Here is a 23,440-nt window from a genome sequence, read left to right as displayed (position 1 = left end):
CATGTACAAATTCTGATACAGGTGCATGCCCTCATGTTTTGAATATGCCTTTAGCATGTACATTATTAATATTCTTATTCCATATAAGTCCTCATCTCTGATACCCTTTCACTTCGCATTTCAGCTCTGTTCTCATTTTTTACTTCCATTTCATAGTCTTTGATATTATCTAACCACGCTTCACAACTGTCAATAAAGTGGAAAATTCCTAATAAATAGCTGTAAAAGTTAGCTACATCAATTTCTTCATCATTAAACTTATACTCATTGCTGTATGTACATGGATACCTAAATATATCTCCATGCTTATCTATACAATCTAAAGACCTAATATAGTTCTCAGCTAGTTCAAGTGTTTCTTCTTTTTGATTATCTTCTTTGGAGTAATGAACTAACATCGGTTTGATTGAATTCCATAGGTCATTAGATAACAAGTGTGAATTCCTTTTCCTTATAACGATATGCAAGTCAACCGCTTGGTCCATCTGCATATGAAGGAGTCTTTTTAATCCTATCTCAATAGCATTTCTCATTAAGAAACTATCGGAAAAATAACGCTTCATCTCTTGACACTTTAAAATTTTCAAACAAAAATGTTGCAGCCTCACTATAGCCTTTAATCTGCTTACGAAATTCATCACTCCGTGGTGAATCCCATAAATAGCAATTATTTCTCCTTCAGTAAGGTAATTTTGACCATCATAAACAACTTTATAGCTTTTCCCCATTGAAATATCTAAAGCCATTACTGTTCCCATTCAACTACCTCTTTCCTTTGTTTTTTATGAAAGATCTTCACTTATTCATTTCAATTCCAATTTCCTATACACGAGCTTTACTGCCCCAACATACTTAAACCTAATTCAAAAATGAAAGTGAAGAAGCCCTGTTTTTAATTCGGATTCATAATCCTCGAGGCTTCGATCGAGCTTTCTTTCACTTCTCACTATAACTAAAAAACAAATAGTGGGTAAGGACATTAAAAGAAAATAAAGTATTTCAAAGCATGTCACGCAAAGTAACCTGTGCAGATAACGCCTCGATGGAGAATTTCTTCGGTATTTTAAAGCAAGAAATGTACCATGGAGAAGAATTGGTGAGCTATGAAGCATTAAAAAAACAGATTGAAGAATATATCTACTGATATAATCATGAACGAGCAAAAGAAAAATTGGCTGGATTGAGTCCAGTCGAATACCGAACTCAATCCAGCCAATCAGCCGCATAATAAAACTCTAACTTTTAGGGGTAACCACCATTTTGGGCTTTTTTCATTTTTTAGTAATTACAATAAAATGAATCTTCCCTTTTTTGATTAATTCGATCTAAGGATTTAGCATACTCCATTTCCCTGTTGAATATCCGACATTATAATACAGATCCCTTTATTTTCACCAACACTTTGATGACCTCGTTGTTATAAATTATTTATGATACGGTTCCCCCCTAACAATCCTAAACGCCCGATACACCTGCTCCAGCAGAATCAAACGCATCAGCTGATGTGGGAAGGTCATCTTGGAAAACGACAATGCAAAGTCACTCCGCTTCAAAACCGCATCACTCAGCCCCAGTGAGCCGCCGATCACCAATGCAATTTTACTTTTTCCATACGTGGTGAGCTCGTCCAGCTTTGCTGCAAATTGCTCTGATGTCAACATTTTACCGTTGATTTCCAGTGTGATGACATACATATCAGCCGGGATATGCGCCAGAATCCGCTCTCCTTCCTTGCGCTTCACTTCAGTTGCTTCGGCATCACTCATATTTTCCGGTGCTTTTTCATCCGCTACTTCTATGATTTCAAGATTAGCATAGGCCTGCATACGCTTGCAGTATTCCTGGATACCTTGTTTTAAATATTTTTCCTTTAACTTTCCGACAGTTACAATCTTTATTTTCATGATTTAAGCTTCCTTTTCACGCGCATTTTTGCTAAGTATACCATATTCTACGAGTATTTAATTCCCAGATTGATGCATATGCCACTGATGACACACACAAACAAGAGCCACCACGTTTTCCAGAAGCGTGATGACTCTTTTGGTGTTGCTATTCAACTGCCCCTGACTTTAGTAAAAACCATTATAAGGCGAGTAGCCAGGGTATGGCTGATATGGGCCACCTGGATAGTATCCATATCCTGGTCCCCCATATGGGTAAGGTCCATATGGATAACCGCCACCGTAGGATAGCAGTGATCCTGCCAGCAGTCCGCCGGCCAAGCCGCCCAGTAATGGAACGCCTACCGGAAAACCGCCACCGCCAAATGGAGGTCTGCCAGGTCCTCCGTGATAGCCGGGATTGCCGTGGGGACCATGCGGCCCGCCGCCGTGTACTGGTCTGTACATCATTTCTTCCTGCCCGTCGCCATATGGAAATGGCTCAGATGTGACTGCGGGCATATACCATTCATGATTCATATCATTTCCCTCATCTCAAGGATTCGTCATACAGCAGTGTATGCAAATGCCTATTGAAGGTATGGGCACCTGTCCGAAAAACGGGATAATTGCTTCCTTTCCTTCAGAAAATCAACCGCCGCTCCTGTTGTTTTTTTACGCATGAGATGTCAGCGGAATTAATGGATATGCTGTATGGAAATCGACTGTTGGCCGTACAAACAGCATATCTTCTCCGGTAATTTTCTCTATGCGTAATTGCTTGTTTTCCAACTCCGGTATGAAATGGCATCTGATTTCCTTCGTTCCAAGGGAGATCATGTTACTTATCATGGCTTCCAATGGCTGCCTTGTCCTGCTAAGGACGTCAAAGAGATGCAGCTGGTCTTCTGACTGCTGAAACAATATAACCGCATCATATTCCTCCAAATAATAAATACAGTCAGGTAGCGCGATGAGAAAATAAAACATGCGCAAATGTGTGTTATCTCTGACATCAATGATCTTTGCATAGGAAATGCCATCCACTGCAAACTCACGCAGGAGGGAAAAGTCGTCCCGATCATGAATGTCCAATTTGCGGTATGCTGGATGTAAAGAAGACGTGGGCTTCGGCAAGCTTGCCGCGTCTAGGATATATTTGTATTCCTGCACCCTTTGAAAACCGAAGGCAGGATAAAAGTCCAGTACCGTCTGATTGGCGAACAGATAGATGAAGTCGTACGAATCCTGATAAATATCGAGCACATGATGCATCAACTTTTTTATTAGACCTTGATGCCGGTAATAAGGGTGTGTCATGACCGTGCCGATTTGGATTGCGCGCTTTTTTTTCCCGTGGATTAGCAGCTTCATCTGATTGACGGAGACATTAGCGATGACGCGCTCCTTGTCCACATATGCATAGCAGATGAATTTGTATGTCCAGCAGCCTTTTTCATACCAGGGACGGAAATCAACCTTGAAAACCAAATCAGCCAAGGTAAAAAAGCTTTCCCTGAATGTATCATTATCTTTAAAATCTTGGATAAGCTGATAGCTGTGCATAACATCATGCCCCTTTCCCATAGGATGTCAGCTCATTGATATACCAAGTGTCCCGGTAAGACTTCTGTCATGTGACCGTCGGGCTTTAAGCTGTTTACATCATATGTCAGGATTTTCTTGTTCTTTTCATATATGGGGTCCGGAACAGGGACAGCTGAGAGAAGGGCCTTCGTATAAGGATGAAGGGGGTTTTCAAACAGTTCCTTTGTCGGTGCCATCTCCATCATTTTGCCTTGCAGCATCACGCCGACTTTATCACTGATAAAACGGATAATGGAAAGGTCATGCGCGATAAAAAGGAAAGTGAAACCATATTTCCTTTGTAAATCCTGGAATAAGGTCACAATTTGTGCCTGGATAGAAATATCCAACGATGCAATCGGTTCATCAGCGATAATTAAATCGGGATCCATACCGATACATCTTGCAATTGCTACCCGCTGTCGCTGTCCTCCTGATATTTCGCCAGGATATTTTGATTTGAGGCTGCTATCCAGCCCCACTTCCAGCAGCAATCGATCTATCTTTTCTTGCAGCTCCTTTTTCCCGCTTGCAAGTCGGTGAATTCTTAATGGCTCGGCAATGATTTGTTCGATGGTCATTCTTGGATTGAGCGCTGCAGCTGAATCTTGAAAGATTGTCTGCATATTTCTGCGCACCTTTTTTTTGTTTTGGCGAAATATCCTTTGATTAGAAATCATTTCCCCTTTAAAATAGATCTCGCCTTCGACAGCGGGGTAAATGCCCATGATTGTACGCGCTATCGTTGATTTGCCTGACCCTGTCTCACCGACAAGGCCGAAGATTTCTCCCTTCTTGATCTGGAAACTTACATCATCCACAGCCTTCATTGTCAGGTTCTTATTGACATGAAAATATTGTTTCAGTTTACGTACATCCAGTATACTATCTGATGCATTCATATATCCGCTCCCCTTTTCGGCAAAATCGGCGGCTTGACCTGCGGTGCTCGTTCATCAAGCAGCCAGGTCGCCGCATAATGGGTCGCAGTGATTGGAAACATTGGAGGCATCTCTTCATAGTCGATGGCCAAAGCATAATCATTTCGAACAGCAAAGGCATCGCCGGGAGGAGGATTTAGCATGACAGGAGGCATGCCCTGGATGCTTCTAAGAGTGTCCCCCTCTTTTGTATGAGATGGCAGAGCCGCCAGCAACCCCCATGTATACGGATGGCGGGGATCATAAAATATTTCTTCCGCAGTACCGATTTCTACGATTTTCCCGGCATACATCACTGCCACACGGTCTGCGATGCGCGCCACCACACCTAAATCATGAGAGATAAATACTATTGATATCTCTGTCTTGTCTCTGATATCTAAAAGAAGATCGATTATTTTCGCTTGGACAGTTACATCCAGTGCAGTTGTCGGCTCATCCGCAAACAGGATATCGGGATTGGACGCTAATGCGATGGCCAGTACACATCTTTGGCGCATCCCCCCTGAGAAAAAGTGCGGTTGTAAGGAAAATCTGTATACAGGATCGTCAATACCTACTAAAGAGAGCATCTCTACAGCTCTTCGTTTCGCCTCTTCCTTACTGACTTTGTGATGCTTCAGGACAGCCTCTGTAATCTGTTTGCCAATCGGAATCGTTGGATTCAAGGTTGTCATCGGATCCTGGAACACCATGGACATAACTGATCCTCTAAGATTCCGCATTCTTTTCTCTTTCGCATTCGTAATATCTTCACCGTCAACGATGATCTGTCCGTTTTTGATTCTTGATGTTTTCGGGAGCAGTTTCAAAACGGATTGAGTCAACACGGTTTTTCCGCAGCCAGATTCACCTACAAGCGCCAAAATCTCACCTTTTTGAAGGGATAAGTTCACATCTCTGACAGCCTCTACTTCACCATCCTGTGTATCAAAGCTAACCGATAAATTTTTTAGTTGTAGGATTGGTTCCATGGTTATTAAAACATCTCCATTTTATTTGTTAAGGAACGGCCGGGTGCTCAATTGAACACCCGGTGATAGCAGATACAGCTTTATTTTTTAAGCGTCCAATTTTCAATGTTCCACATCACACCTACCGCATGATGACCAAGAACTCTTCTTGTATCAAGTCCTTCAAGTCCTGAGATGCTTACATAGTTCCCGTCGAGATACGAGACAAAAACGATACTTGGGTGTTTAGCGTAAGCAACTTCGAAATCATTGTATATTTTTTTTCTTTCTTTTTTATCAGACGTATGTCTGCCAGCCTTTAGCAGTTCATCCACTTTGTCATTGGAATAGTGCATCAGGTTATCGCTTGCTCCGGTAACAAAGCTGACATAGCTCATATCAGGGTCGAACTGAGCTGCACCGCCATAAAGGAAACCGTTATAGCCCGCATCCCAGTCAAACTTATTAACAAGCTCCACTTCCATGTCGACACCAGCTTTTTTCAGCATTGTTGAGACGATTTTTGCGATATCTACACGCTCTTCCTCATAGTCACGAACTTGAATGGTGAAACGGAATGTTTCACCGTCCCTCTCATACAGCCCGTCTTTACCTTTCTCCCAGCCAAGGTCCTTCATCGCTTTCTTGAATTGACCCAGATCATACGGATACATATTTGCGGCTTTGTTGCCGCCATAAGCACTGAGCTGAATTGGGCTGTAGGCGGGAAATCCGTTGCCTTTCAGCACACTGTCAACAATTTTTTGTTTGTCGATGGCATAGTTTAATACACTAACGGAGTCAGCATGCTTCTTCCAGAAGTCTGTTTTGAAATCCATTGCCATACCACGATAGTCGGCGGTTTTAAAGTCAATATTCTTATACTGATCATTGTCACGGAAATCCTCCGCATAATTTGCGTTCAGCCATGCAAGATCCGCTTCTCCTGATTGGAGCATCGTTGCTTTTGTACTTTCAACAGAAACAGTTTTATAAATGACACGCTTGATACGTGGCACCTTATCATAGTAATCTTCGTTTCTTTCAAGGGTGATCATACCGCCTGCTGTGTCCCAATCTTTGAATTTATAACGCCCTGTACCGACTGGATGCTTGTTAAAAGAAGCGGTGTTGATATCTTCCCCCTTAAGTAAATGCTTCGGAAGAATACCCATGGTAAAATAATCAAGCATAGCTGCATTATATTTGGACAGTTTAATGACAACCGTATGGTCATCAAGTGCCTTAACACTGCTTATATCTTCAAAATTGCTGGTGACACTGGCTGATAACGTTTTATCTTTTGTCAAAATATCATACGTAAAGACAACGTCATCGGCGGTGAAATCTTTCCCATCATGCCATTTCACGCCTTTTTTTAGTTTGAACGTATAGGTATTGGTTCCTTTATCAAACTGATAGCTTTCAGCCAAATCCACTATCGGCTTGCCCTTCGCATCATATTTCATCAGTCCGGAGAAAATAATATCCGGCAATTCGTCATGGCTGTTGAGGATCGGGTTAATGGTATCCTCGCTTTCCCCTGCGTATACTAATGTATTGGACATATCTGAATTCTTTGCTGATTTACCTTTATCTTGATTCCCCTCATCACTTGAACAAGCAGCAAGTGTGATACAAAATAATACAAATAATATGACGGTTGTAAGCTTTGTCATGTTTCGTTTTATTCTCATAAACTACCTCCTCGGTTTCTTGACCTTGATTAAAATATTCGTTCGTATAGCAAGCATTTGATCAATGCATGAAGTCATAGATTACTAGCTTTTCTATTTACTTCTTTTCTAAAGTAATTGCCGATATTGGTGATTGCTAATAAAGTGACCAATAAAAATACGCCAGGTATCATAATGACCCACCATGTATTTGATAAAAGGGCGCGATTTGCTAAAGAAAGCATACTTCCCCAGGAAATAATATGTGTTGGTAGCCCCAGCCCCAGAAAACTTAATGTTGATTCCATCGACATGCTCGTACTGATACTGGATATTACAACGAACAAAATGGCAGAAATAAAATTGGGGATCAAATGTTTTTGCATGACATGCGGAAAGCTTGCTCCCATACATCGTGCAGCTAACACATATTCACTGTTGCGTATCTGCCTGACTTCACTGCGTACAATTCTTGCCAGCGCAAACCAGCCGGTTACACCTATAACGAAAGAAATCTTCCAGATGTCTTGCTTGCCCATGATGGATGCAAGTAATAACAGAAGCAGTAAAGAAGGGATACTGTTTAGAATCTCTGCAAAACGCATCATCATTGCATCTATTTTGGCGCCTGCCATGCCACTGATGCAGCCATAAGTCACTCCTATGACTGTAATAATGACCATACTCAACATGCCGATCATGATAGATACGCGGCCGCCATACCAAATCATCGAATAAATATCCCGTCCCAAAGAGTCTGTACCGAAGTAGTAGGATGCATTTGGCGCTTCATTAAGATTCTCCAAGTAAAAATCACTGGGATCATGATGGCTTAGATATCCCGCAAAAATGCAGCATAGCACTATCGCAGCAAGAACAATCATAGAGAAAAAAGGCTTCCCTTTCCATTTTACCCAAAAAGACGGTCTCTGTTTCTTGGGTGTATATGTCTTGTAATTCGCGCCTACGATCCGGAACTGTTCGTCGGTTCTTTCTGCCATGTTGCTGCCTCCATTTCTTTCATTCTCGGATCTATCACTTCATTAATGGACTTCGCAATCATACTGCTGGCAATAACGAGTACACCGGTAATCAGAACGAGCAGCATGAGCAGATTGTAATCATGGTACTTTGCGCTTTCAATCGATAATGCCCCCAGGCCGGGATAGTTAAATACCGCCTCGACAATATATGTGCCACTTAGTATATGTGGCGTGGAAATCGCCATGATACTAATAATAGTAGGTGCTATATTGCGCAGAGAATGCTTGCGTACGAGTTCGATTTTTTTCAAACCTTTCATTTTTGCCAGCAAGATATAATCTTTGCGAAACTCATCCAGAAGCTTGTTGCGAAACATATAGGCGTAGTACCACAAATGACTGAGAACCATAACGCATATCGGCAAAATCAGATGTTGGAGACGATTCCAAAAATCTCCGGCTTTACCAAAGTCATACGCACCGCTGCTTGGGAACCAACCCAAATTAATACTGAATAGCAATATCAGGACAACGCCCATCCAAAATGCAGGGATATAAAATGCTGCGGTACCGACTTTACTAATGATACGGTCCATCATGCTATCTTCGTTCAATGCACAGCATATTGCCAATAAGATGGCAAAGAAGAAAACCACCACGTATGATATACCGCCCAATATTAGTGTGTTGCTAACAAGCGGTGTGACAACTTCCATCACAGGGAGCTTATATTTCAAGGACATCCCAAAATCTCCATGAAATGCATTCGCAACCCATTTTAGATATTGTATATAAGTTGGCGCATCCAAACCCAGCCGTTCTTTGGCATTTTGTAATTCTTGCGGTGTCATGGTATCGAGTGCATCTCCGTAAAACGACTGTAACGGATCCCCTGGTGCCAGGCGCGCAATGTAAAATACGATAACAGATAACAAAAACATAGCAACAATAAATCCGATTATTCTCGTTAAAATCCTTTTGAAGATGACAGTTTGCCTGTGCAAGTGAAAAATCCCTCCTCTCATTTGGTTAAGTAACCTTTATCCAGAAAGGATATGTCCGTATTCTTTTGAGTTTAAGCAGACGTTGGAAGGATCTAATGGTTGTGGTTCAAAAAAATGATGTTACTTTTCTTCGTAAAAGTAACACCAGAAGTTGAATTGATATAAAATACTGTTACCCAATTGTCTAAAAAGACTGCTGTTTTACGCAAAAGTGACACGTTTGTATAAATAGGTAACACGATGGGGCATATAGATAAATCAATAACTTCTTTCTTACGCAATCACAAAGTCTGACCAATTCATACCACAAAGACAGCAGTGAAGTCAAGAATTGTGTTCACGCTATAAGAATTATATTAAGGCTGCTATGTATAATAGTCAAGTTTAACAACCATCTTTTTAGATAGTTAGTGATATTAACCAGAATTGATATGCTCCATATGCCATCTGTTACTAAAACAATAACAAAGCTGTCCTGCATTTTACAATCAAGGAATCATCGTGTACATCGCAATGATGGCGATAATCGGTATAGACATGGTTGTAGCCATGGCGATATTGGAAAAATTCTTGGCAAATGCCTTCATATCCTTCGGGACGCCAACGATACGCTGTAATACGATGAAGAGGGCAGCGAAACCGATCAATACGATGACAAGCAGTCCGGGCATATATAATTCTTCCATTGCCGATACTGTTTCCAAATTGGAAAAACCATAGACAATCAGAATGATAGGGATGATTTCACTTAGGGCAAGAATGAGAAAAAAACGGCTTTGTACTTTTTCTTTGTTTTCTGGAAGCTCCTTCATTGCATCCATACTGACTTTGTAATTCATGACATTCACAAAAACTGCTATGGCAGCGGCCAGGACAAACACGTAAGAAATCCCCATTTTATCTCCTCCATAAAAGGCCAAGGGGGACTCCCCCTGGCTTACTTTACATTAACGCCAGCTAAAACAGTGGCAATTTGGTCCTCAATTGGTGTGATCGGACCATCGATGTAGTTATTGGTTAAAATCGAGAAGGTCAGCTTTTCGCCATCTTTGGATGTGACATAACCGGATAAAGTCGATACACCAGTGATCGATCCAGTTTTGGCTTTGACGTTTCCTTTCGTCGCATCTCCCGTCATACGGTTGCGCAAAGTCCCGCCTACCAAACGATCTGACTCTCCTGCGACAGGCAGTGCTTTTTCAAATGCAGGAAACCATTTTTGGTCTTGTATTACATATAAAAGCTTCGTCAATTCACTGGCTGGGATCATATCCTTGTGAGACATGCCTGAGCCGTCACGCAGCATGATTGTATCTGTGTTCAATCCAAATTCCTGTAATTTATCCTGCAACACATCAAGGCCTGCATCCCAGCTGCCATCATGTCGAACAACTTTACCCATTTCTTTGATCAGCACTTCCGCATGACCATTGTTGCTAAGCTTCATGAATGGTATATACAAATCAGCCAGCGGCATGGAGCGCTTATCAGTCAACTTTTTGGCATGCTTCGGTGTCTTGCCGGAACGGATTTTGCTGTTGCCGATTTGTTTGATTCCCTGTGCTTGCAGTGACTTTTTGAAAACATCCAGCGCATATCCAGTCGGCTCCCAAACAGCGACCCATGCACGGCTGCTGGAGGCTTCTGCAGGAATCTGTCCGCTGACAACAATGTTATTCGTCCCATGTTCCCGTTCAATTGAAATATGCTTCGCCTCATTTTTTCCTACCGTTTTGGCCTTATTGATAATTTTAACATAATCTGTTTTAGGCGTGAGCGATACAGTTGGTTTGCTGCCTGTCCTTTTTGCCGGATTCACATCCACGATGACAGTGCCTGCATCATAATCCTCATTTGGTGATAATGTCAATGCTGATACCTGGGCGCCGACATAATTGGATTCATCCGACCAGTTGAGATCCTGGGAATAGCGGATATCATCATACCTGGTGTCATCAGCAATCAGATCGCCATGAATTTTCTGTATACCTTGTTTACGGAGTACTTTTGCAAACTTATCCAGATCTTCCTTCATCAAAGTGGGGTCGCCTTTTCCGCGCAAGTAGATATTGCCTTGCAGGACTTTTCCGCGAACCTTGCCATCTGACAATACCTCCGTTTTAAAGCGATAGTCTGGCCCCAGGACGTCAAGCGCTGCCGATCCTGTCAAAAGCTTCATGTTTGATGCTGGTCGCAGGCGAATATCTGCATCATGTTGATAGAGCGTCTTTCCGTCGCTGGCACGGCGCACATGCACACCAGAAATCGCACCTTCCAGCCGCTTATCCTGTAAAATACGGTCGATTTGCTGCTCCAAGTCTGTCTCTGCCTTGATTGCTTGTGTTTGAGCCGCGGCTTCTGCTTGAGATGTTTGGCTTTCGTGAGCTATCGGCAAAGCGAGCAGCAAACTCATAACAACAAGTAAAAACAGTTTCTTGCCATTCATCAAACTATTCACACCCTTTCCTTTCATGCTATTAAATCATATGTTAGAAAAAATAGAAAATGTCTATAGACCTATTTCTAAACTTGAATTTTCCAATATTTCACTGACATAATCTGTAAATATTGTTTGACGCCTCTAGTATTTCGCGATAATATAAATTGTATTAGAAACTTGAGAAGATTCGTCACATCATGAATTTACAGGAGGAAATTATGTTACGGGTATTAAAGATTGCAAGCGCATTCATAGGCGTTATTGTCGGCGCAGGTTTTGCCTCAGGGCAGGAAATCCTGCAATATTTCACAAGCTTTGGATTCCTCGGTATTCTCGGTGCGTTAGTCTCTACTGTTTTATTTGCCATGCTGGGTATGATTCTGGTCAGACTTGGCAGTCGTACACAAACAACCTCCCATAAGGAAATCATTTATGATATCTGCGGTCCCGTGTTGGGCAGAATTATTGACTACATTATCATTTTCACCCTATTCGGTACAGGTGTGGTCATGCTTGCTGGTGCCGGATCGATTCTCCACCAACAATTTGGCATGCCAAGTATTGCAGGCAGTTTGATCATGGCGGCGCTTGTCATTGCAACTGTTTTACTGAACGTTGACAAGGTAGTAGCGGTCATCGGCAGCATTACACCTTTCTTGATTTTGGCCCTGATTGTTATCGGCATACACAGCTTGTCTACGATGGATTTATCTTTTACCAAACTGGAGCCAATCGCACTGGCGCAAAAATCTGCAGTGTCTAATTGGCTTTTATCCGGCGTCAATTATGCCTCTTTCAATATTGCTCTCGGCGCAGCCATGGCCCTCGTAATGGGGGGCGCGGAGAAGAACGAGAAGCAGGCGGCTATCGGCGGTTTGCTAGGCGGCCTTGGAATCGGGACTTTGATTCTGATCAGCAATTTGGCAGTATTTTCCCGGATTGATACGGTTGCGGCGTATGATATGCCCATCCTGAAAATCGTGGATGATATTTCTCCTTATCTGGCTATCATCATGTCTGTCATTTTATTCGGTATGATATTCAACACAGCTGTCGGGATGTTCTATGCTTTCACCACACGCATGATCCATATGAACAGCAAGAAAAAGACAGGGATTTTCATCACTGTCACGGTTGGTGTCGGTTTTATCGCAAGCTTCTTCGGTTTTACCGATCTTGTTTCCTTCTTTTATCCGACCATCGGCTATTTTGGCCTATTGCTGATTGCAGTATTATTTTATGCACCGTTCAAGTATTTTCGCAAACCGCAGCCAGTTACAGCCAAAACAACGAAAGACCATCTGACTGGAAGCTGATGATGAAAATGATATCAGTTCGAAAAAATAATTGACTTATCATAGGCTGTTGCTTTTCTTCTGTGGGGGATCTCCGGATCCATCCATGATGCCCTGCAGGAAAGCAACAGCCTCCTGGCGTCTATTCATGCCGATTTTTTTATATGCACTGCTGACATAGTCACGAATTGTTTTCTCTGTTAAATTTAATGAAACTGCCATCTCTTTGTTCTTGCGATTTTTCAAAAGCAGATATAATATATCCAACTCTCGCCACGATACCTCAATATGGTGATCAAGCAGCCTGTTTTTCAGCTCCTGCTTCTCACTGTCGTACATGTCCTGTAACTTTTTCATGGCAAACGCGGCAATCTTCCCAGTCAATACATATTCTCCCTCGTACAGCTGTCTGATACTCGTCGCCAGCTGCTTTTTACTGATATCGGACTCATCAAGCAAGAATCCCTCTACACCGGCTTTCAATCCCTCCAGGATGAAATATTCTTCAAAGACAGACATCAGCATCAAAACTTTGACCTGCGGCTGCTTTTCACGCAGTGTTCGTACTTCTTCCATAATGGCAGTTTCAAGTATGTCGACAGGGAATATCACGATATCAGGACAGTAAAGGGCTATTTCCTTCTGTAATTTGCCGGAAAAAGGTTCAGTAGCATGCACTTGCATGTCTTTATTACCTTGCAGCAGCATCTGCAGTCCATGGCGTATAAGGCTATTATGGTCTACAAGCATGACTTTAATCATTGGTCTTCATCACCTTTCGATCATTTATCCATTCCTATAGCTCTTTTGCGGCAAGTCTCCCATTATACCATTCTGCCTCTTTTTTTATTTTTTAACCTCTTCCGCTTTTGTCAGATGGCAGACATGGCTATTCTGCTGCTAAGAACAATAACCTTCCTCATATACAAAAATGCCATCCGTCTTCTGCTTAATCATCACAATGCTATTTTAATCTGAATGAAATTGCTTAGCTTTCGTTATTGAATACAAAATCACTTGATTTTGAATATATTTTTAACAAAAATTTGAATACGTCATTTTATTTGTTCTTTTTAAAGAACGTTGGTAAAATAGCTAAAAGGGGGTGGAGATAAGGATGGACAAGAATGAAATGAATTATATAGAGAGAATGGAAGGTGACGAGAGATACATCTTATCACTTGATTATGCCAACGTGATACAGACATACGATGAAAAGATTTTTGTAAGTTTAGTGACAAAGGATGAGATTGGTGCGGAAGCATACTTATCGGAAGTATGTTTCTTCCTTGCTGAGCTGCCAGAGAAGGATCAGATATTCATATTACATATTTTTTTTGTCAGCATCGTGACTGATATGACCAAACTACACCAGCGAAACGGACGTCTGCATCCAAGTCACATTACCAGCAGCTACGCGTTGATTTCTACCATCGACAGATGGCAGACCACCACAGATTATTTCTCAGCAATCAGCTGGTTTATTCATAAAGTCAGCACTACATTAGTTCCAGGCGTGCATTTCCTGGAACAGCAACCCCATATAGAAAAAATAATGGACCTGATTCATGCGCATCTGACCGATAAGAAGCTGTCAGTAGCCTGGCTCGCAGAACAATTGCAATTCTCGACAACACATTTGGCCAGTATCTTCAAAGGTGTGATGGGTGAATCCATTTCCCATTATATTCAGCGCCAAAAGACAGAGAAAATTACTTTTGAGCTGAGGTTTTCTTCCAAACCGCTGAAGGAAATATGTCAAAGCTATGGCTACAGCAACGTGAGCAACTTTATCCGGACATTCAAAAAACAGATGGGCACCACACCATTGAAATATAGACAATCATATATGCTGGCAGTCAGGAATAAGAAAATATAAGGTTTGAAAGAGGGCCGCCATTCCTGGACAGGAACAGTAACCCTCTTCATAGCGTTTTATATAGGGAAAATATTCAATACAAAAAATATAAGTGCGCCTAGCGCTGCTGATATCGGCAACGTGATCACCCAGGTCACAACCATCCGTTTGGCCGTTCCCCAATTGACACCTTTGATGCGGTGAGATGTGCCAACCCCCATAATGGCAGTAGAAATGACATGTGTCGTACTGACCGGCAGGTGGATGAGTGTTGCTCCAAAGATGACTGCAGCTCCCGTCAAATCAGCCGCAACGCCGTTTACTGGCCGGATTTTCATGATTTTGCCGCCAACGGTCTTGATAATGCGCCAGCCGCCAATCGATGTGCCAAGTGCCATGGCCGTCGCACAACTGAACTGGACCCAAAACGGCACATCCGTTGTTGTATGTAATCCACCGACAATCAATGCCATGGTGATAATCCCCATTGATTTCTGAGCATCGTTTGTCCCGTGTGCATAAGATTGCACAGCAGCTGTGAGAATTTGTACACGACGAAACTGTTTATTCGTTTTAGCCAGATTGCTGTTTTTAAAAATCACCTTGATAATGGAATAAACAACATAACCAATAACAAATGCAATAATCGGGGAAGCCAGCAAACCTTCGATAATGGAAATGAAGCCTTTGTATTTTACTGCTCCAAAACCATCTGAGGCAATAACCGCGCCGGCAATGGCGCCAATAATGGCGTGTGAAGAACTGCTCGGTATGCCGAATACCCATGTAATCAGGTTCCAGGCAATAGCAGCTATCAACGCTGCCAGAATCACTGTCGTGCCATTTTGCAGATCGAATGGATTGGCAATGCCGCTCGTGATCGTCTGCGCGACACCGGTGAAAGTGAGTGCACCGATGAAGTTCATCGTTGCTGCCAACATGATGGCACGTCTGGGTGTCAAAGCTTTGGTTGAAACGGAAGTGGCGATAGCATTGGCTGTATCATGGAATCCATTGATAAAGTCAAATACCAAAGCGAATATTACAATACAGATGACAATCAACAGTAAACTGTTCATACGATCCAATACTCCTCATTACGCGTTTTTCATGATGATGCTTTGCATGACGCTAGCAACATCTTGACAATAGTCGGCAATTTCTTCTAGTGTTTCGTAAATCTCTTTGTATTGAATCACCTTGATTGGATCCTTTTCTGTCTGGAACAGATGCTTCAATGATTTTCTGTACAAATCATCACAATTACTTTCATGGTCTTTTATCTGAATGGCATGCTTTTCGATCTCATTCAGTTTTCCATGAGCCATCAATTCAATAGACAGCAATATTTCCTTGGAGCATTTATGGATGTATTCCGTGAATTGATCAATATATTCATCAGACTGGAAAATCTGGTGAATGTCCATCAATGCTGTGAATTCTTCCATGCCATCAATGACATCATCAAGATTCATTGCCAGCTGCATGATATCTTCTCGTTCAATCGGTGTGATGAATGCCTGATTGAGATCCTTGATGATTAGATGGACTTTCTCATCAGCTGCCGTTTCATATTGCTTCACGGTATCAGCAAATTCCCGCAATGTTTTGGAATCCTTCACCTTAAAGCGCACGAAATAATCCGCTGTTTCATCAAGATGCTTCGCAAAATCAACTAAATATGCAGAAAACTTGTCCGGCTTTTTATTAAACATGTTTTAACCCTCCGTTTGTACACAGCAAAACATTCTCTTACAATAACAAATCATACCCAGTCATTATATATCTTTCAACAATATATTGCACGTTTCGAGCTACATATTATACATCCTTCTACATGGTAACAAAAAATGATAGTATAGAACAACCCTATATTTTATTGTTTTATCGTGATAAGGCATTAAAAAAGCGGGGATATGCCCCGCTTTTATTGGATAGTTTTATCGTAAATCAGCCCATTACTGTTAAATTGGATCAGTTTCAACCGGCCATCCTCTTTCATGAAGATGGATTTATATTCCTTTCTGTGATTGTCTTTGTTTTGCAGGATAATGACCCGTTTATGCCGATTGTCCTCTACCACATTCAGCCGATAATCATCCATGACCACCTGCCCCTTGATGATTTTGTACTCAGGCATTTTGGTCACATCTTCCATGTTTCCTTTTTGCTCGTCTTGCATTTCTTCTGCCGTATCATCTATTTTGTCACCAGCATCTCCAACTGACTCCTCATCTGTGTTAGTGTCTTCGTCATGCTGATCCGCCTGCTTGGAAGACTGACTGTCATGCTCGTTATTTTCCGGATTTCCTGTTTCCTGATGACTTTTTCCACACGCGGTGAGTACGAGAATGCATCCCAGCAGCAATATTATTCGTTTTGTCATTTTATCCTCTCCCTGTCCTGTTTCTCTATCATATATCCTATCTGGTTTTCATAAGATTATCTGGTGAAGAAGATGAGAATTCACTAAGAATCATTTCCTGTTATCAGTCATCCTTATGATAAACTTAGTATAGTGACAATTATACACATCAGGTGGTGAAAGATGATGTTTCTTTATGAAGTGGATGAAAAAATCACATTAAGATTGCTTAATTTCGATGATACAGCAGATTTATTCAAGCTGATTGATGCTTCAAGGGCTTATTTACGAAAATGGCTTCCATGGCTGGATAATAATACAACAGAGGAAGACTCCAAACAGTTCATTGATCATGCCTACCAGTTATATGCTAACAGACAAAGCTTGACTGCTGGTATTTTTTACAATGAAAAACTCATTGGTATGACAGGCTATAACCAACTGGATTGGACAAATCATATCGGCTACATCGGCTACTGGATCGCACCGCAGTATCAAGGGATGGGTGTGATGACCCGTAGCGTCCGGGCAATGATTGACTATGGTTTTCAAGTCCTGGAGCTTAATCGCGTGGATATCCGGGCTGCCTATGAGAACAAGAAAAGCCGCGCCATCCCTGAAAGACTGGGATTCCGTACAGAAGGGCAAATCCGGCAGGCAGAATGGCTGTATGATCATTATGTCGACCACGTCATTTACGGCATACTTAAATGGGAATGGCTTCATGGTGCCAAATAAAGAGAATAACCCAACTGCTTCATTTTAAGATGGCTGGATTATTTCCTGGGAAATATCGACATACTTCACCCATTTCCGCAAAAATTTTCTTCAGCTATAAGTGTACCTTTACCTATAGGCTAATAAAAAAGCTGTCTCTTCAGGAACCAGGATTAATTCCCTCATTTTAGAGACAGCTCATTTTATCATTAAATCATTTGTATTTTATTCAAATGGGCGAATAAACCGTTTCGCTTCATTAATTCTTGCGGTGTTCCCTCTTCTTCAATGCCGTTTTTAGTAATTACCAATACTCTGTCGGCATTTTTAATGGTTGCCAGTCTATGGGCAATCACAATGGTTGTCCGGTTTGCAGCCAGTTCAGTGAGTGCTTTCTGGATAATCATCTCTGTTTCCGTATCCAATGCTGATGTCGCTTCATCAAGAATCAGTATGGGCGGATTTTTTAAAAACATTCTCGCAATTGCAATCCGTTGCTTCTGTCCACCGGACAGCTTCAAACCCCTCTCACCGACCTGGGTTTCGTAACCATCTGGCAAGCCGGCAATGAATTCCTCCATATGCGCACGTTTGGCGGCTGTTTTGATTTCCTCATCCGTCGCATCCAGTTTTCCATAGGCAATGTTTTCTTTCAATGTCCCTGTGAATAAAAACACATCCTGCTGCACAATGCCGATTTGACTCCTTAACGACTGCTTCGTCATGTCCCGGATATCCATTCCATCGATAGCAATCCTGCCTGCATCGACATCATAAAAACGTGGTACGAGCGAAGAGATTGTCGTTTTTCCGGCTCCTGATGGACCGACTAAAGCTACTGTCTGTCCCGCATTCACTTTAAAGCGCATATTCTTCAAAATTGGCTCTTGTGTTTTTTCATACCCGAATGTCACATCTTCAAATGCGATTTCGCCCCGAAGCGTGACCACATTTTTGGCATTTTCCCGGTCAGTGACATCAGGTGAAACTGCCAATAAATCAGAAAAACGTTTAAAACCAGCCATCCCTTTCGGATATAATTCAAGCAAGGCACTGATTTTTTCGATCGGTTTGAACAGAACATTGGTGAACAAGACGAAGCTGACTAGTTCCCCGATTGTCAGACTCCCGTGGAAAGCAAGATAGGCTCCAACGACAAGCACGACAAGTACCATCAGCCGCATCACCATATAAATATTGGAATTCACAAAAGCCATCACGCGATAGGCGACAAGCTTTGCTTTTCTAAAACTATAATTGTCCTTTGTAAAACGCTTCATCTCAAATGATTCGTTTGTAAAGGACTGGACTACTCTTGCACCTGAAATAGCATCTTCCACACGCGCATTCACTTCGGCAATTTCTTCATACATGGACTTCCAAGCCTTATTCATTTTCATATTGCTGTATGCGATTAACCAAACCAGAATCGGAACAACAATCAGGATAATGAGTGACAGCTGGAAATTGATATTGAACATGATGATGAAAGCACCAACAAATGTCATGATTGCTATGAAGAAATCCTCCGGCCCATGATGAGCCAGCTCGCCAATATCGAATAAATCATTGCTGATGCGACTCATGATGTGCCCTGTTTTCGTATTGTCGAAAAAGCGGAATGATTGCTTCTGCACATGGTCAAACAACTGTTGACGCATATCCGTCTCGATATTGATGCCAAGTTTATGTCCCCAGTAAGTGACGATATACTGCATGAAGGTACTAAGCAGATAGACGAACAGCAGCAAGACACTTACCAGTACAATCAGCTGCCAATTATTTCCCGGCAGCAATTTATCAATGAACTCCTGTACAGCCACAGGGAAAGCAAGCTCCAGGATGGCTACAAACACAGCGCATGAAAAATCAATCATAAACAACCGGCGATGCGGCTTATAATAAGAGAAAAACTGCTTGAGCATGAATGCACTTCCTTCTTTTATAAAATTCAATATAAGTATATGGATATTCAGCTCAATTCGCAAACAAACGCTACAAATAAAAGGCATTAGCTCCAAATAGGAGTCAAGCTTGAGGAATTTTTTGCATATACATAGGCAAAAAGGAGTTGTCCACATCATGCAATGTAGGAATTGGCTTTGCTGGATAGTCGGCTATGTTTTTATCATTTCCGGAGCAATCAAATTGCTCTCCACGGGATTTTTGGACTTTTTTATACAGGTGGGAGTTCCTTATCCGCAAGTCACTTTTTTTCTTGTGGCTATCTTGGAGGTTGGCTGCGGGGCATGTATCGCTGGGAAGTTTGCTGTAAAGCAAGCTGCAGCGGCCTTGATCGTCATCATGCTTGGGGCGCTTTATTTTGCAAAACTCCCTGCCCTGATGGATAAAGGCCTGCTCCAATTTGCTTTTGATGCACGATTGGATATTGTCATGCTCGTAATTCTCATACTGCTATTCCGGCAAGCTAAAACTATTTCTTTCACTTGATTTTAATCCACAGTTTTATCCACATATGCACAAATGTTCTTAGCTATTTTGTACCCGAAAATTCGTTTGCCACAAAATATGGATTTTACAAACAGAATATCCACGGTTTGTGTATAACTTTGACGAATTGTGGATATTTTTGTTGATTTTCTGTTTAAAACTGGACAGTTTCATAAACTTTTCCACAAACGTTCTGTTCCTAAGTCTGGACTGGTTGACAAACAAAAACAGCCCGCAAAAAAACGAGCTGTTCTTCCACTTGCTATTTATTTCTGTTCACCTAAAGTTACTGTTGTTTCATGCTTTTTGCCATCTCGGTAATAGGTCACTTTCACTTTGTCACCGACCTTTTTCTCTTGGAACAAAATCCGGCGCAATGCAATCATGTCCGTGATTTCTTTGCCGTCAAGTGCAGTGATGACGTCCAGGCGCTTGATGCCTGCTTTATCTGCTGGAGAGAAAGTCTCGACACTCCAAACGTAAACACCTTTATCGATGTTTCCTGGCAGCTTGAGCGAGCGATGAAGCTCCTCTTTCGGCACATCATCGAGTGAATAAAGCTCTAATCCCAAATATGGACGGACCACTTTTCCTGTTTTCTCCAGCTCATCCATCACAGGTTTAGCCGTGTCGATTGGAATAGAAAAGCCGATGCCCTCTACTGCCTCTTCATTTATCTTCATCGAATTGATGCCGATCAGCTGACCCTTCATATTGATCAATGCCCCGCCGCTGTTGCCGGGATTGATTGCAGCATCCGTTTGAATGACTTCTGCCTGCCAATCCGGCCGGCCATCATTATTGAAATCCTGTGGCACGGTCCGCAGCTTCCCGCTGATAATACCCTGCGTAACAGACCCGGCAAATTGCAGCCCGAGCGGATTTCCGATAGCAATCACTGGCTCACCGACTTTGATATTTTTCGATGTACCAAGCTCAATGATTTTTTTGACTGGCTTTTTGTCTATTCGCAGTACGGCGAGGTCAGAAAACAAATCACCGCCAAGCAGCTTCGCATCCAAGTCCGTATCATCATTCAGCACCACACCGATCTGGTCGGCATCTTCAATTACATGGTAGTTCGTAACCACATAAGCGTATTTACCGTCTTCTTTGTAAATAACGCCTGATCCTGTTGCAGCCTCACTAGCCTTCTTGTCCTGTTCCCAGAAATTCGACTGATTTTGATAATTGCTAACTCCCACAACTGCAGGCGATACGTCGCCAACAATGTCTGTGATTTGCGAACTGATGTTGACTTTCATATTCGTTATATCGCCGCTGCCGGCATTCTGGTCAGGCTGCTGGCTGATGCCATTTTCATTAGCCTGCTTATTCGAAAAAATACTGGAATCCTCCACAGCAGGCAGTGCTACGGTCACCAGCAAGATACCGATGATGATACCAAGAAGCACTGGTACAAGCCAGGAGGATCGTTTTCTTTTTTTCGGATCTTGCTGATAATGGTCGTCGTAATATCCCATTTACCCGTCTCCTCTTAGTTTGCATATGTAACCTCATCATTACATAAATAGTATTACCCCAAGATGGAAAAATATGAACCTGATCTTCCTTCAATCAGCCTACTTCATACAACGGTGTTGCCTGCCCTGGATCAGTGTCATGCAGTTCAATTTCAATGCCGCGCTCCTTGAGAACCTGATCGACAGACATCCTCGCTAAATCCTTCAAATTGTTATGCTGGCTGAGGTGTGCCAAATAAATCCGTTTGGTGCGGTTGGAAATAATGTCCGCCAGGGCAAGTCCCGAATCTTCATTGGATACGTGTCCGGAATCACCAAGAATGCGTCGCTTCAAATTCCACGGGTAGCTTCCCATCCGGAGCATTTCAACATCATGATTGGCTTCAAAGATATACGCGTCAGCATCCTCGACAGTTTTCTTGATTCTTTCTGATACATAACCAAGATCTGTCACGAGAGCCACTTTTCTATTTTCATGCCGGAACGTGTAGAACATCGGCTCTGCCGCATCATGGGATACACCGAATGATTCCACCTCCATATCTCCGAAGGTTTTCACTGTTTCCATATCGAAGTGGAACTTCTGATCCGTCTCGATACGCCCGATACTGCCCTCCATGGCACGCCAAGTCTTGTCATTCGCATAAATCGGCAGTTTATACTTTCTGGCCATGATGCCAAGCCCTTTAATATGGTCACTATGTTCATGCGTAACAAGAATGCCTGTCAGTTTCGCAGGGTCAAGACTTTCCTGGTCGAACAGACTGGTAAGTTTTTTGCCGCTAAGTCCGGCATCCACTAGTAATCTCGTTTGATCTGTCTCTATATAAAAGGCGTTTCCGGTACTGCCGGAAGCCAGTACACTAAAACGTAATGTCACTGTGTATCACTCCGATTGAGAATTTTCTCCTTCTCTGTTAGCATTTTACGCATTTCCTTTCCAGCTGCCTTATCATCGTCCACTTGCTGCAGTTTCGTTTTAATGAACTTGACCGCTTCTCCAAGAAATGATACGTCATCCTTCGATATGACGACCCCTTCAATCGCATTGACAAAATAACTGCGTTTGTCATTCACGGTCAATTTCCACGTCGGCGCAAAAACCTGGACGCCATTTGTGAGCGGAACGACGGTGTGATAACCGATTTTGATTTCTGATACTTCATCACCGCTGTTCAGCTGGTTGTTTTCATATAGCTTGCCGACTGCATCCATTGGTTTGACCAGCGTTTTTTTGTCTTTGTTTTTTTCGGGTGTGCTCAGCATCGATTGAAAATACCCTACAGCTTCATTGTCATCATTTAAAAATACAGCTACCATGCCGCTTTGATTGTAATAAACGGGGCGATTATTCTTCACTTGAAAAAAGAGGATCACATTCACATCTTTGTTCCACTCTCCGTATTGATATTCATTCAAACCGACGATTTCTTTACGTAATTTGTTGTAAATACTTTCTTTTGAATCATCCTCTGATAGAAGCGGATGTTTTTTAAAATGTGAAATGATATATTTATCATCTGCGATAGCTGCATCTTGGTTGGACAAGTGGTTCACTTTTTCAATCTGGCTTTTGGATAACGATTTTTGTTTGACGGAGATGAAGGCATCATCCGGTTGTGCTTCGGGCAGCTGCTTGATAGTGATTTTTTCATCTGATAGTCTTTCTTCCAACGTTGCACTTTCCGGTTCCAGCAAACTGAGATCGGCTGCTTCCCTTTTTTCCAGAAACTGAAAGATCAAATAGATATCCAGCACTAAAAAACAAAGGATGAATAATGTTTTTATCTGGCTCCATTGCAT

General features: G+C 42.2%; 23 protein-coding genes and 1 pseudogene. 5 read left to right on the top strand and 19 right to left on the bottom strand.

Annotation, left to right across the window (positions count from 1 at the left end; translation table 11 throughout):
• Nucleotides 1–74: 74 nt before the first annotated feature.
• Nucleotides 75–758 (bottom strand): hypothetical protein, encoded by a 684-nt coding sequence (locus ACFSMW_RS07200; RefSeq protein ID WP_390354341.1) that lies wholly within the window; start codon nucleotides 756–758, stop codon nucleotides 75–77.
• A gap of 209 nt (nucleotides 759–967) precedes the next feature.
• Between ACFSMW_RS07200 and ACFSMW_RS07195 the strand changes: the two are divergent.
• A pseudogene (locus ACFSMW_RS07195) lies at nucleotides 968–1,228 on the top strand (IS3 family transposase); the annotation flags it as partial.
• Between the two features lie 196 nt (nucleotides 1,229–1,424).
• Here ACFSMW_RS07195 and rlmH read toward each other — a convergent pair.
• From rlmH to dacB, 10 genes are all read right to left on the bottom strand, one after another.
• Nucleotides 1,425–1,904 (bottom strand): 23S rRNA (pseudouridine(1915)-N(3))-methyltransferase RlmH, encoded by a 480-nt coding sequence (gene rlmH, locus ACFSMW_RS07190; protein ID WP_390354339.1) that lies wholly within the window; start codon nucleotides 1,902–1,904, stop codon nucleotides 1,425–1,427.
• Nucleotides 1,905–2,072: 168 nt separating this feature from the next.
• Nucleotides 2,073–2,423, bottom strand: a complete 351-nt coding sequence (locus tag ACFSMW_RS07185; protein ID WP_390354338.1) for a hypothetical protein — start codon at nucleotides 2,421–2,423, stop codon at nucleotides 2,073–2,075.
• Between the two features lie 135 nt (nucleotides 2,424–2,558).
• Nucleotides 2,559–3,449 carry a GNAT family N-acetyltransferase gene (locus tag ACFSMW_RS07180; RefSeq protein ID WP_390354336.1) on the bottom strand — a complete coding sequence of 297 codons (891 nt, stop codon included), beginning with the start codon at nucleotides 3,447–3,449 and terminating at the stop codon, nucleotides 2,559–2,561.
• Nucleotides 3,450–3,481: 32 nt separating this feature from the next.
• Entirely contained in the window at nucleotides 3,482–4,372 is an 891-nt protein-coding gene (locus ACFSMW_RS07175) for an ATP-binding cassette domain-containing protein (protein ID WP_390354334.1), read from the bottom strand.
• Nucleotides 4,369–5,385: an ABC transporter ATP-binding protein gene (locus tag ACFSMW_RS07170; RefSeq protein ID WP_390354333.1), complete on the bottom strand. Its 1,017-nt coding sequence runs from the start codon at nucleotides 5,383–5,385 to the stop codon at nucleotides 4,369–4,371. Before ACFSMW_RS07170 ends, ACFSMW_RS07175 begins: the two co-directional genes overlap by 4 nt.
• Nucleotides 5,386–5,465: 80 nt before the next feature.
• Nucleotides 5,466–7,061, bottom strand: coding sequence for an ABC transporter substrate-binding protein (locus tag ACFSMW_RS07165; RefSeq protein WP_390354331.1), 1,596 nt, complete (start codon nucleotides 7,059–7,061; stop codon nucleotides 5,466–5,468).
• Between the two features lie 74 nt (nucleotides 7,062–7,135).
• A complete protein-coding gene (locus ACFSMW_RS07160; protein WP_390354329.1) occupies nucleotides 7,136–8,041 on the bottom strand; it encodes an ABC transporter permease in 906 nt (301 codons plus the stop codon).
• Nucleotides 8,005–9,027 (bottom strand): ABC transporter permease, encoded by a 1,023-nt coding sequence (locus ACFSMW_RS07155; protein ID WP_390354327.1) that lies wholly within the window; start codon nucleotides 9,025–9,027, stop codon nucleotides 8,005–8,007. Before ACFSMW_RS07155 ends, ACFSMW_RS07160 begins: the two co-directional genes overlap by 37 nt.
• A 488-nt stretch (nucleotides 9,028–9,515) precedes the next feature.
• Nucleotides 9,516–9,947, bottom strand: coding sequence for a hypothetical protein (locus tag ACFSMW_RS07150; RefSeq protein WP_390354325.1), 432 nt, complete (start codon nucleotides 9,945–9,947; stop codon nucleotides 9,516–9,518).
• Between the two features lie 17 nt (nucleotides 9,948–9,964).
• Complete coding sequence (gene dacB / locus ACFSMW_RS07145) at nucleotides 9,965–11,473, bottom strand: D-alanyl-D-alanine carboxypeptidase/D-alanyl-D-alanine endopeptidase (protein ID WP_390354757.1); 1,509 nt, start codon at nucleotides 11,471–11,473, stop codon at nucleotides 9,965–9,967.
• 212 nt (nucleotides 11,474–11,685) lie between these two features.
• On the opposite strand from dacB, the gene ACFSMW_RS07140 reads away from it, so the two are divergent.
• The gene (locus ACFSMW_RS07140; RefSeq protein ID WP_390354323.1) at nucleotides 11,686–12,783 is read left to right on the top strand and encodes a YkvI family membrane protein; all 1,098 of its coding nucleotides are present in this window, start codon (nucleotides 11,686–11,688) and stop codon (nucleotides 12,781–12,783) included.
• Nucleotides 12,784–12,822: 39 nt separating this feature from the next.
• On the opposite strand, the gene ACFSMW_RS07135 is transcribed toward ACFSMW_RS07140, so the two are convergent.
• Nucleotides 12,823–13,524 (bottom strand): LuxR C-terminal-related transcriptional regulator, encoded by a 702-nt coding sequence (locus ACFSMW_RS07135; RefSeq protein WP_390354321.1) that lies wholly within the window; start codon nucleotides 13,522–13,524, stop codon nucleotides 12,823–12,825.
• A gap of 355 nt (nucleotides 13,525–13,879) precedes the next feature.
• On the opposite strand from ACFSMW_RS07135, the gene ACFSMW_RS07130 reads away from it, so the two are divergent.
• Nucleotides 13,880–14,641 carry a helix-turn-helix transcriptional regulator gene (locus tag ACFSMW_RS07130; protein ID WP_390354319.1) on the top strand — a complete coding sequence of 254 codons (762 nt, stop codon included), beginning with the start codon at nucleotides 13,880–13,882 and terminating at the stop codon, nucleotides 14,639–14,641.
• Between the two features lie 56 nt (nucleotides 14,642–14,697).
• Here ACFSMW_RS07130 and ACFSMW_RS07125 read toward each other — a convergent pair whose 3' ends face one another.
• The 3 genes from ACFSMW_RS07125 to ACFSMW_RS07115 form a co-directional block, all read right to left on the bottom strand.
• A complete protein-coding gene (locus ACFSMW_RS07125; RefSeq protein ID WP_390354317.1) occupies nucleotides 14,698–15,699 on the bottom strand; it encodes an inorganic phosphate transporter in 1,002 nt (333 codons plus the stop codon).
• Nucleotides 15,700–15,717: 18 nt separating this feature from the next.
• On the bottom strand, nucleotides 15,718–16,335 hold the full coding sequence (locus ACFSMW_RS07120; protein ID WP_390354315.1) for a DUF47 domain-containing protein: 618 nt from the start codon (nucleotides 16,333–16,335) through the stop codon (nucleotides 15,718–15,720).
• Between the two features lie 212 nt (nucleotides 16,336–16,547).
• The gene (locus ACFSMW_RS07115) at nucleotides 16,548–17,006 is read right to left on the bottom strand and encodes a hypothetical protein (RefSeq protein WP_390354313.1); all 459 of its coding nucleotides are present in this window, start codon (nucleotides 17,004–17,006) and stop codon (nucleotides 16,548–16,550) included.
• A 165-nt stretch (nucleotides 17,007–17,171) separates the two neighbouring features.
• Between ACFSMW_RS07115 and ACFSMW_RS07110 the strand changes: the two genes are divergently transcribed.
• Nucleotides 17,172–17,723, top strand: a complete 552-nt coding sequence (locus ACFSMW_RS07110) for a GNAT family N-acetyltransferase (RefSeq protein WP_390354755.1) — start codon at nucleotides 17,172–17,174, stop codon at nucleotides 17,721–17,723.
• 188 nt (nucleotides 17,724–17,911) lie between these two features.
• Here ACFSMW_RS07110 and ACFSMW_RS07105 read toward each other — a convergent pair whose 3' ends face one another.
• Nucleotides 17,912–19,627, bottom strand: coding sequence for an ABC transporter ATP-binding protein (locus ACFSMW_RS07105; protein ID WP_390354311.1), 1,716 nt, complete (start codon nucleotides 19,625–19,627; stop codon nucleotides 17,912–17,914).
• A 157-nt stretch (nucleotides 19,628–19,784) separates the two neighbouring features.
• On the opposite strand from ACFSMW_RS07105, the gene ACFSMW_RS07100 reads away from it, so the two are divergent.
• Entirely contained in the window at nucleotides 19,785–20,153 is a 369-nt protein-coding gene (locus tag ACFSMW_RS07100; protein WP_390354308.1) for a DoxX family protein, read from the top strand.
• 266 nt (nucleotides 20,154–20,419) lie between these two features.
• Here the strand turns inward: ACFSMW_RS07100 and ACFSMW_RS07095 are convergent, their stop codons facing one another.
• The 3 genes from ACFSMW_RS07095 to ACFSMW_RS07085 form a co-directional block, all read right to left on the bottom strand.
• On the bottom strand, nucleotides 20,420–21,637 hold the full coding sequence (locus ACFSMW_RS07095; protein ID WP_390354307.1) for a S1C family serine protease: 1,218 nt from the start codon (nucleotides 21,635–21,637) through the stop codon (nucleotides 20,420–20,422).
• Nucleotides 21,638–21,731: 94 nt separating this feature from the next.
• A complete protein-coding gene (locus ACFSMW_RS07090) occupies nucleotides 21,732–22,517 on the bottom strand; it encodes an MBL fold metallo-hydrolase (protein WP_390354306.1) in 786 nt (261 codons plus the stop codon).
• Nucleotides 22,514–23,440: a two-component system regulatory protein YycI gene (locus tag ACFSMW_RS07085; RefSeq protein WP_390354305.1), complete on the bottom strand. Its 927-nt coding sequence runs from the start codon at nucleotides 23,438–23,440 to the stop codon at nucleotides 22,514–22,516. Before ACFSMW_RS07085 ends, ACFSMW_RS07090 begins: the two co-directional genes overlap by 4 nt.

The organism is Tigheibacillus halophilus (assembly GCF_042683165.1).
Classification (GTDB): Bacteria; Bacillota; Bacilli; order Bacillales; family Amphibacillaceae; genus Tigheibacillus; species Tigheibacillus halophilus.
The sequence above is the reverse complement of the archived record's forward strand: the minus strand, read 5'-3'. Positions and strand labels throughout refer to the sequence as shown.

What these genes read in the sequence shown, in the direction of transcription:
- ACFSMW_RS07200 (WP_390354341.1), bottom strand. Translation starts at nt 758, where the DNA reads ATGGGAACAGTAATGGCTTTAGATATTTCAATGGGGAAAAGCTATAAA.
- rlmH (WP_390354339.1), bottom strand. Translation starts at nt 1,904, where the DNA reads ATGAAAATAAAGATTGTAACTGTCGGAAAGTTAAAGGAAAAATATTTA.
- ACFSMW_RS07185 (WP_390354338.1), bottom strand. Translation starts at nt 2,423, where the DNA reads ATGAATCATGAATGGTATATGCCCGCAGTCACATCTGAGCCATTTCCA.
- ACFSMW_RS07180 (WP_390354336.1), bottom strand. Translation starts at nt 3,449, where the DNA reads ATGCACAGCTATCAGCTTATCCAAGATTTTAAAGATAATGATACATTC.
- ACFSMW_RS07175 (WP_390354334.1), bottom strand. Translation starts at nt 4,372, where the DNA reads ATGAATGCATCAGATAGTATACTGGATGTACGTAAACTGAAACAATAT.
- ACFSMW_RS07170 (WP_390354333.1), bottom strand. Translation starts at nt 5,385, where the DNA reads ATGGAACCAATCCTACAACTAAAAAATTTATCGGTTAGCTTTGATACA.
- ACFSMW_RS07165 (WP_390354331.1), bottom strand. Translation starts at nt 7,061, where the DNA reads ATGAGAATAAAACGAAACATGACAAAGCTTACAACCGTCATATTATTT.
- ACFSMW_RS07160 (WP_390354329.1), bottom strand. Translation starts at nt 8,041, where the DNA reads ATGGCAGAAAGAACCGACGAACAGTTCCGGATCGTAGGCGCGAATTAC.
- dacB (WP_390354757.1), bottom strand. Translation starts at nt 11,473, where the DNA reads ATGAATGGCAAGAAACTGTTTTTACTTGTTGTTATGAGTTTGCTGCTC.
- ACFSMW_RS07140 (WP_390354323.1), top strand. Translation starts at nt 11,686, where the DNA reads ATGTTACGGGTATTAAAGATTGCAAGCGCATTCATAGGCGTTATTGTC.
- ACFSMW_RS07135 (WP_390354321.1), bottom strand. Translation starts at nt 13,524, where the DNA reads ATGATTAAAGTCATGCTTGTAGACCATAATAGCCTTATACGCCATGGA.
- ACFSMW_RS07130 (WP_390354319.1), top strand. Translation starts at nt 13,880, where the DNA reads ATGGACAAGAATGAAATGAATTATATAGAGAGAATGGAAGGTGACGAG.
- ACFSMW_RS07125 (WP_390354317.1), bottom strand. Translation starts at nt 15,699, where the DNA reads ATGAACAGTTTACTGTTGATTGTCATCTGTATTGTAATATTCGCTTTG.
- ACFSMW_RS07120 (WP_390354315.1), bottom strand. Translation starts at nt 16,335, where the DNA reads ATGTTTAATAAAAAGCCGGACAAGTTTTCTGCATATTTAGTTGATTTT.
- ACFSMW_RS07115 (WP_390354313.1), bottom strand. Translation starts at nt 17,006, where the DNA reads ATGACAAAACGAATAATATTGCTGCTGGGATGCATTCTCGTACTCACC.
- ACFSMW_RS07110 (WP_390354755.1), top strand. Translation starts at nt 17,172, where the DNA reads ATGTTTCTTTATGAAGTGGATGAAAAAATCACATTAAGATTGCTTAAT.
- ACFSMW_RS07105 (WP_390354311.1), bottom strand. Translation starts at nt 19,627, where the DNA reads ATGCTCAAGCAGTTTTTCTCTTATTATAAGCCGCATCGCCGGTTGTTT.
- ACFSMW_RS07100 (WP_390354308.1), top strand. Translation starts at nt 19,785, where the DNA reads ATGCAATGTAGGAATTGGCTTTGCTGGATAGTCGGCTATGTTTTTATC.
- ACFSMW_RS07095 (WP_390354307.1), bottom strand. Translation starts at nt 21,637, where the DNA reads ATGGGATATTACGACGACCATTATCAGCAAGATCCGAAAAAAAGAAAA.
- ACFSMW_RS07085 (WP_390354305.1), bottom strand. Translation starts at nt 23,440, where the DNA reads ATGCAATGGAGCCAGATAAAAACATTATTCATCCTTTGTTTTTTAGTG.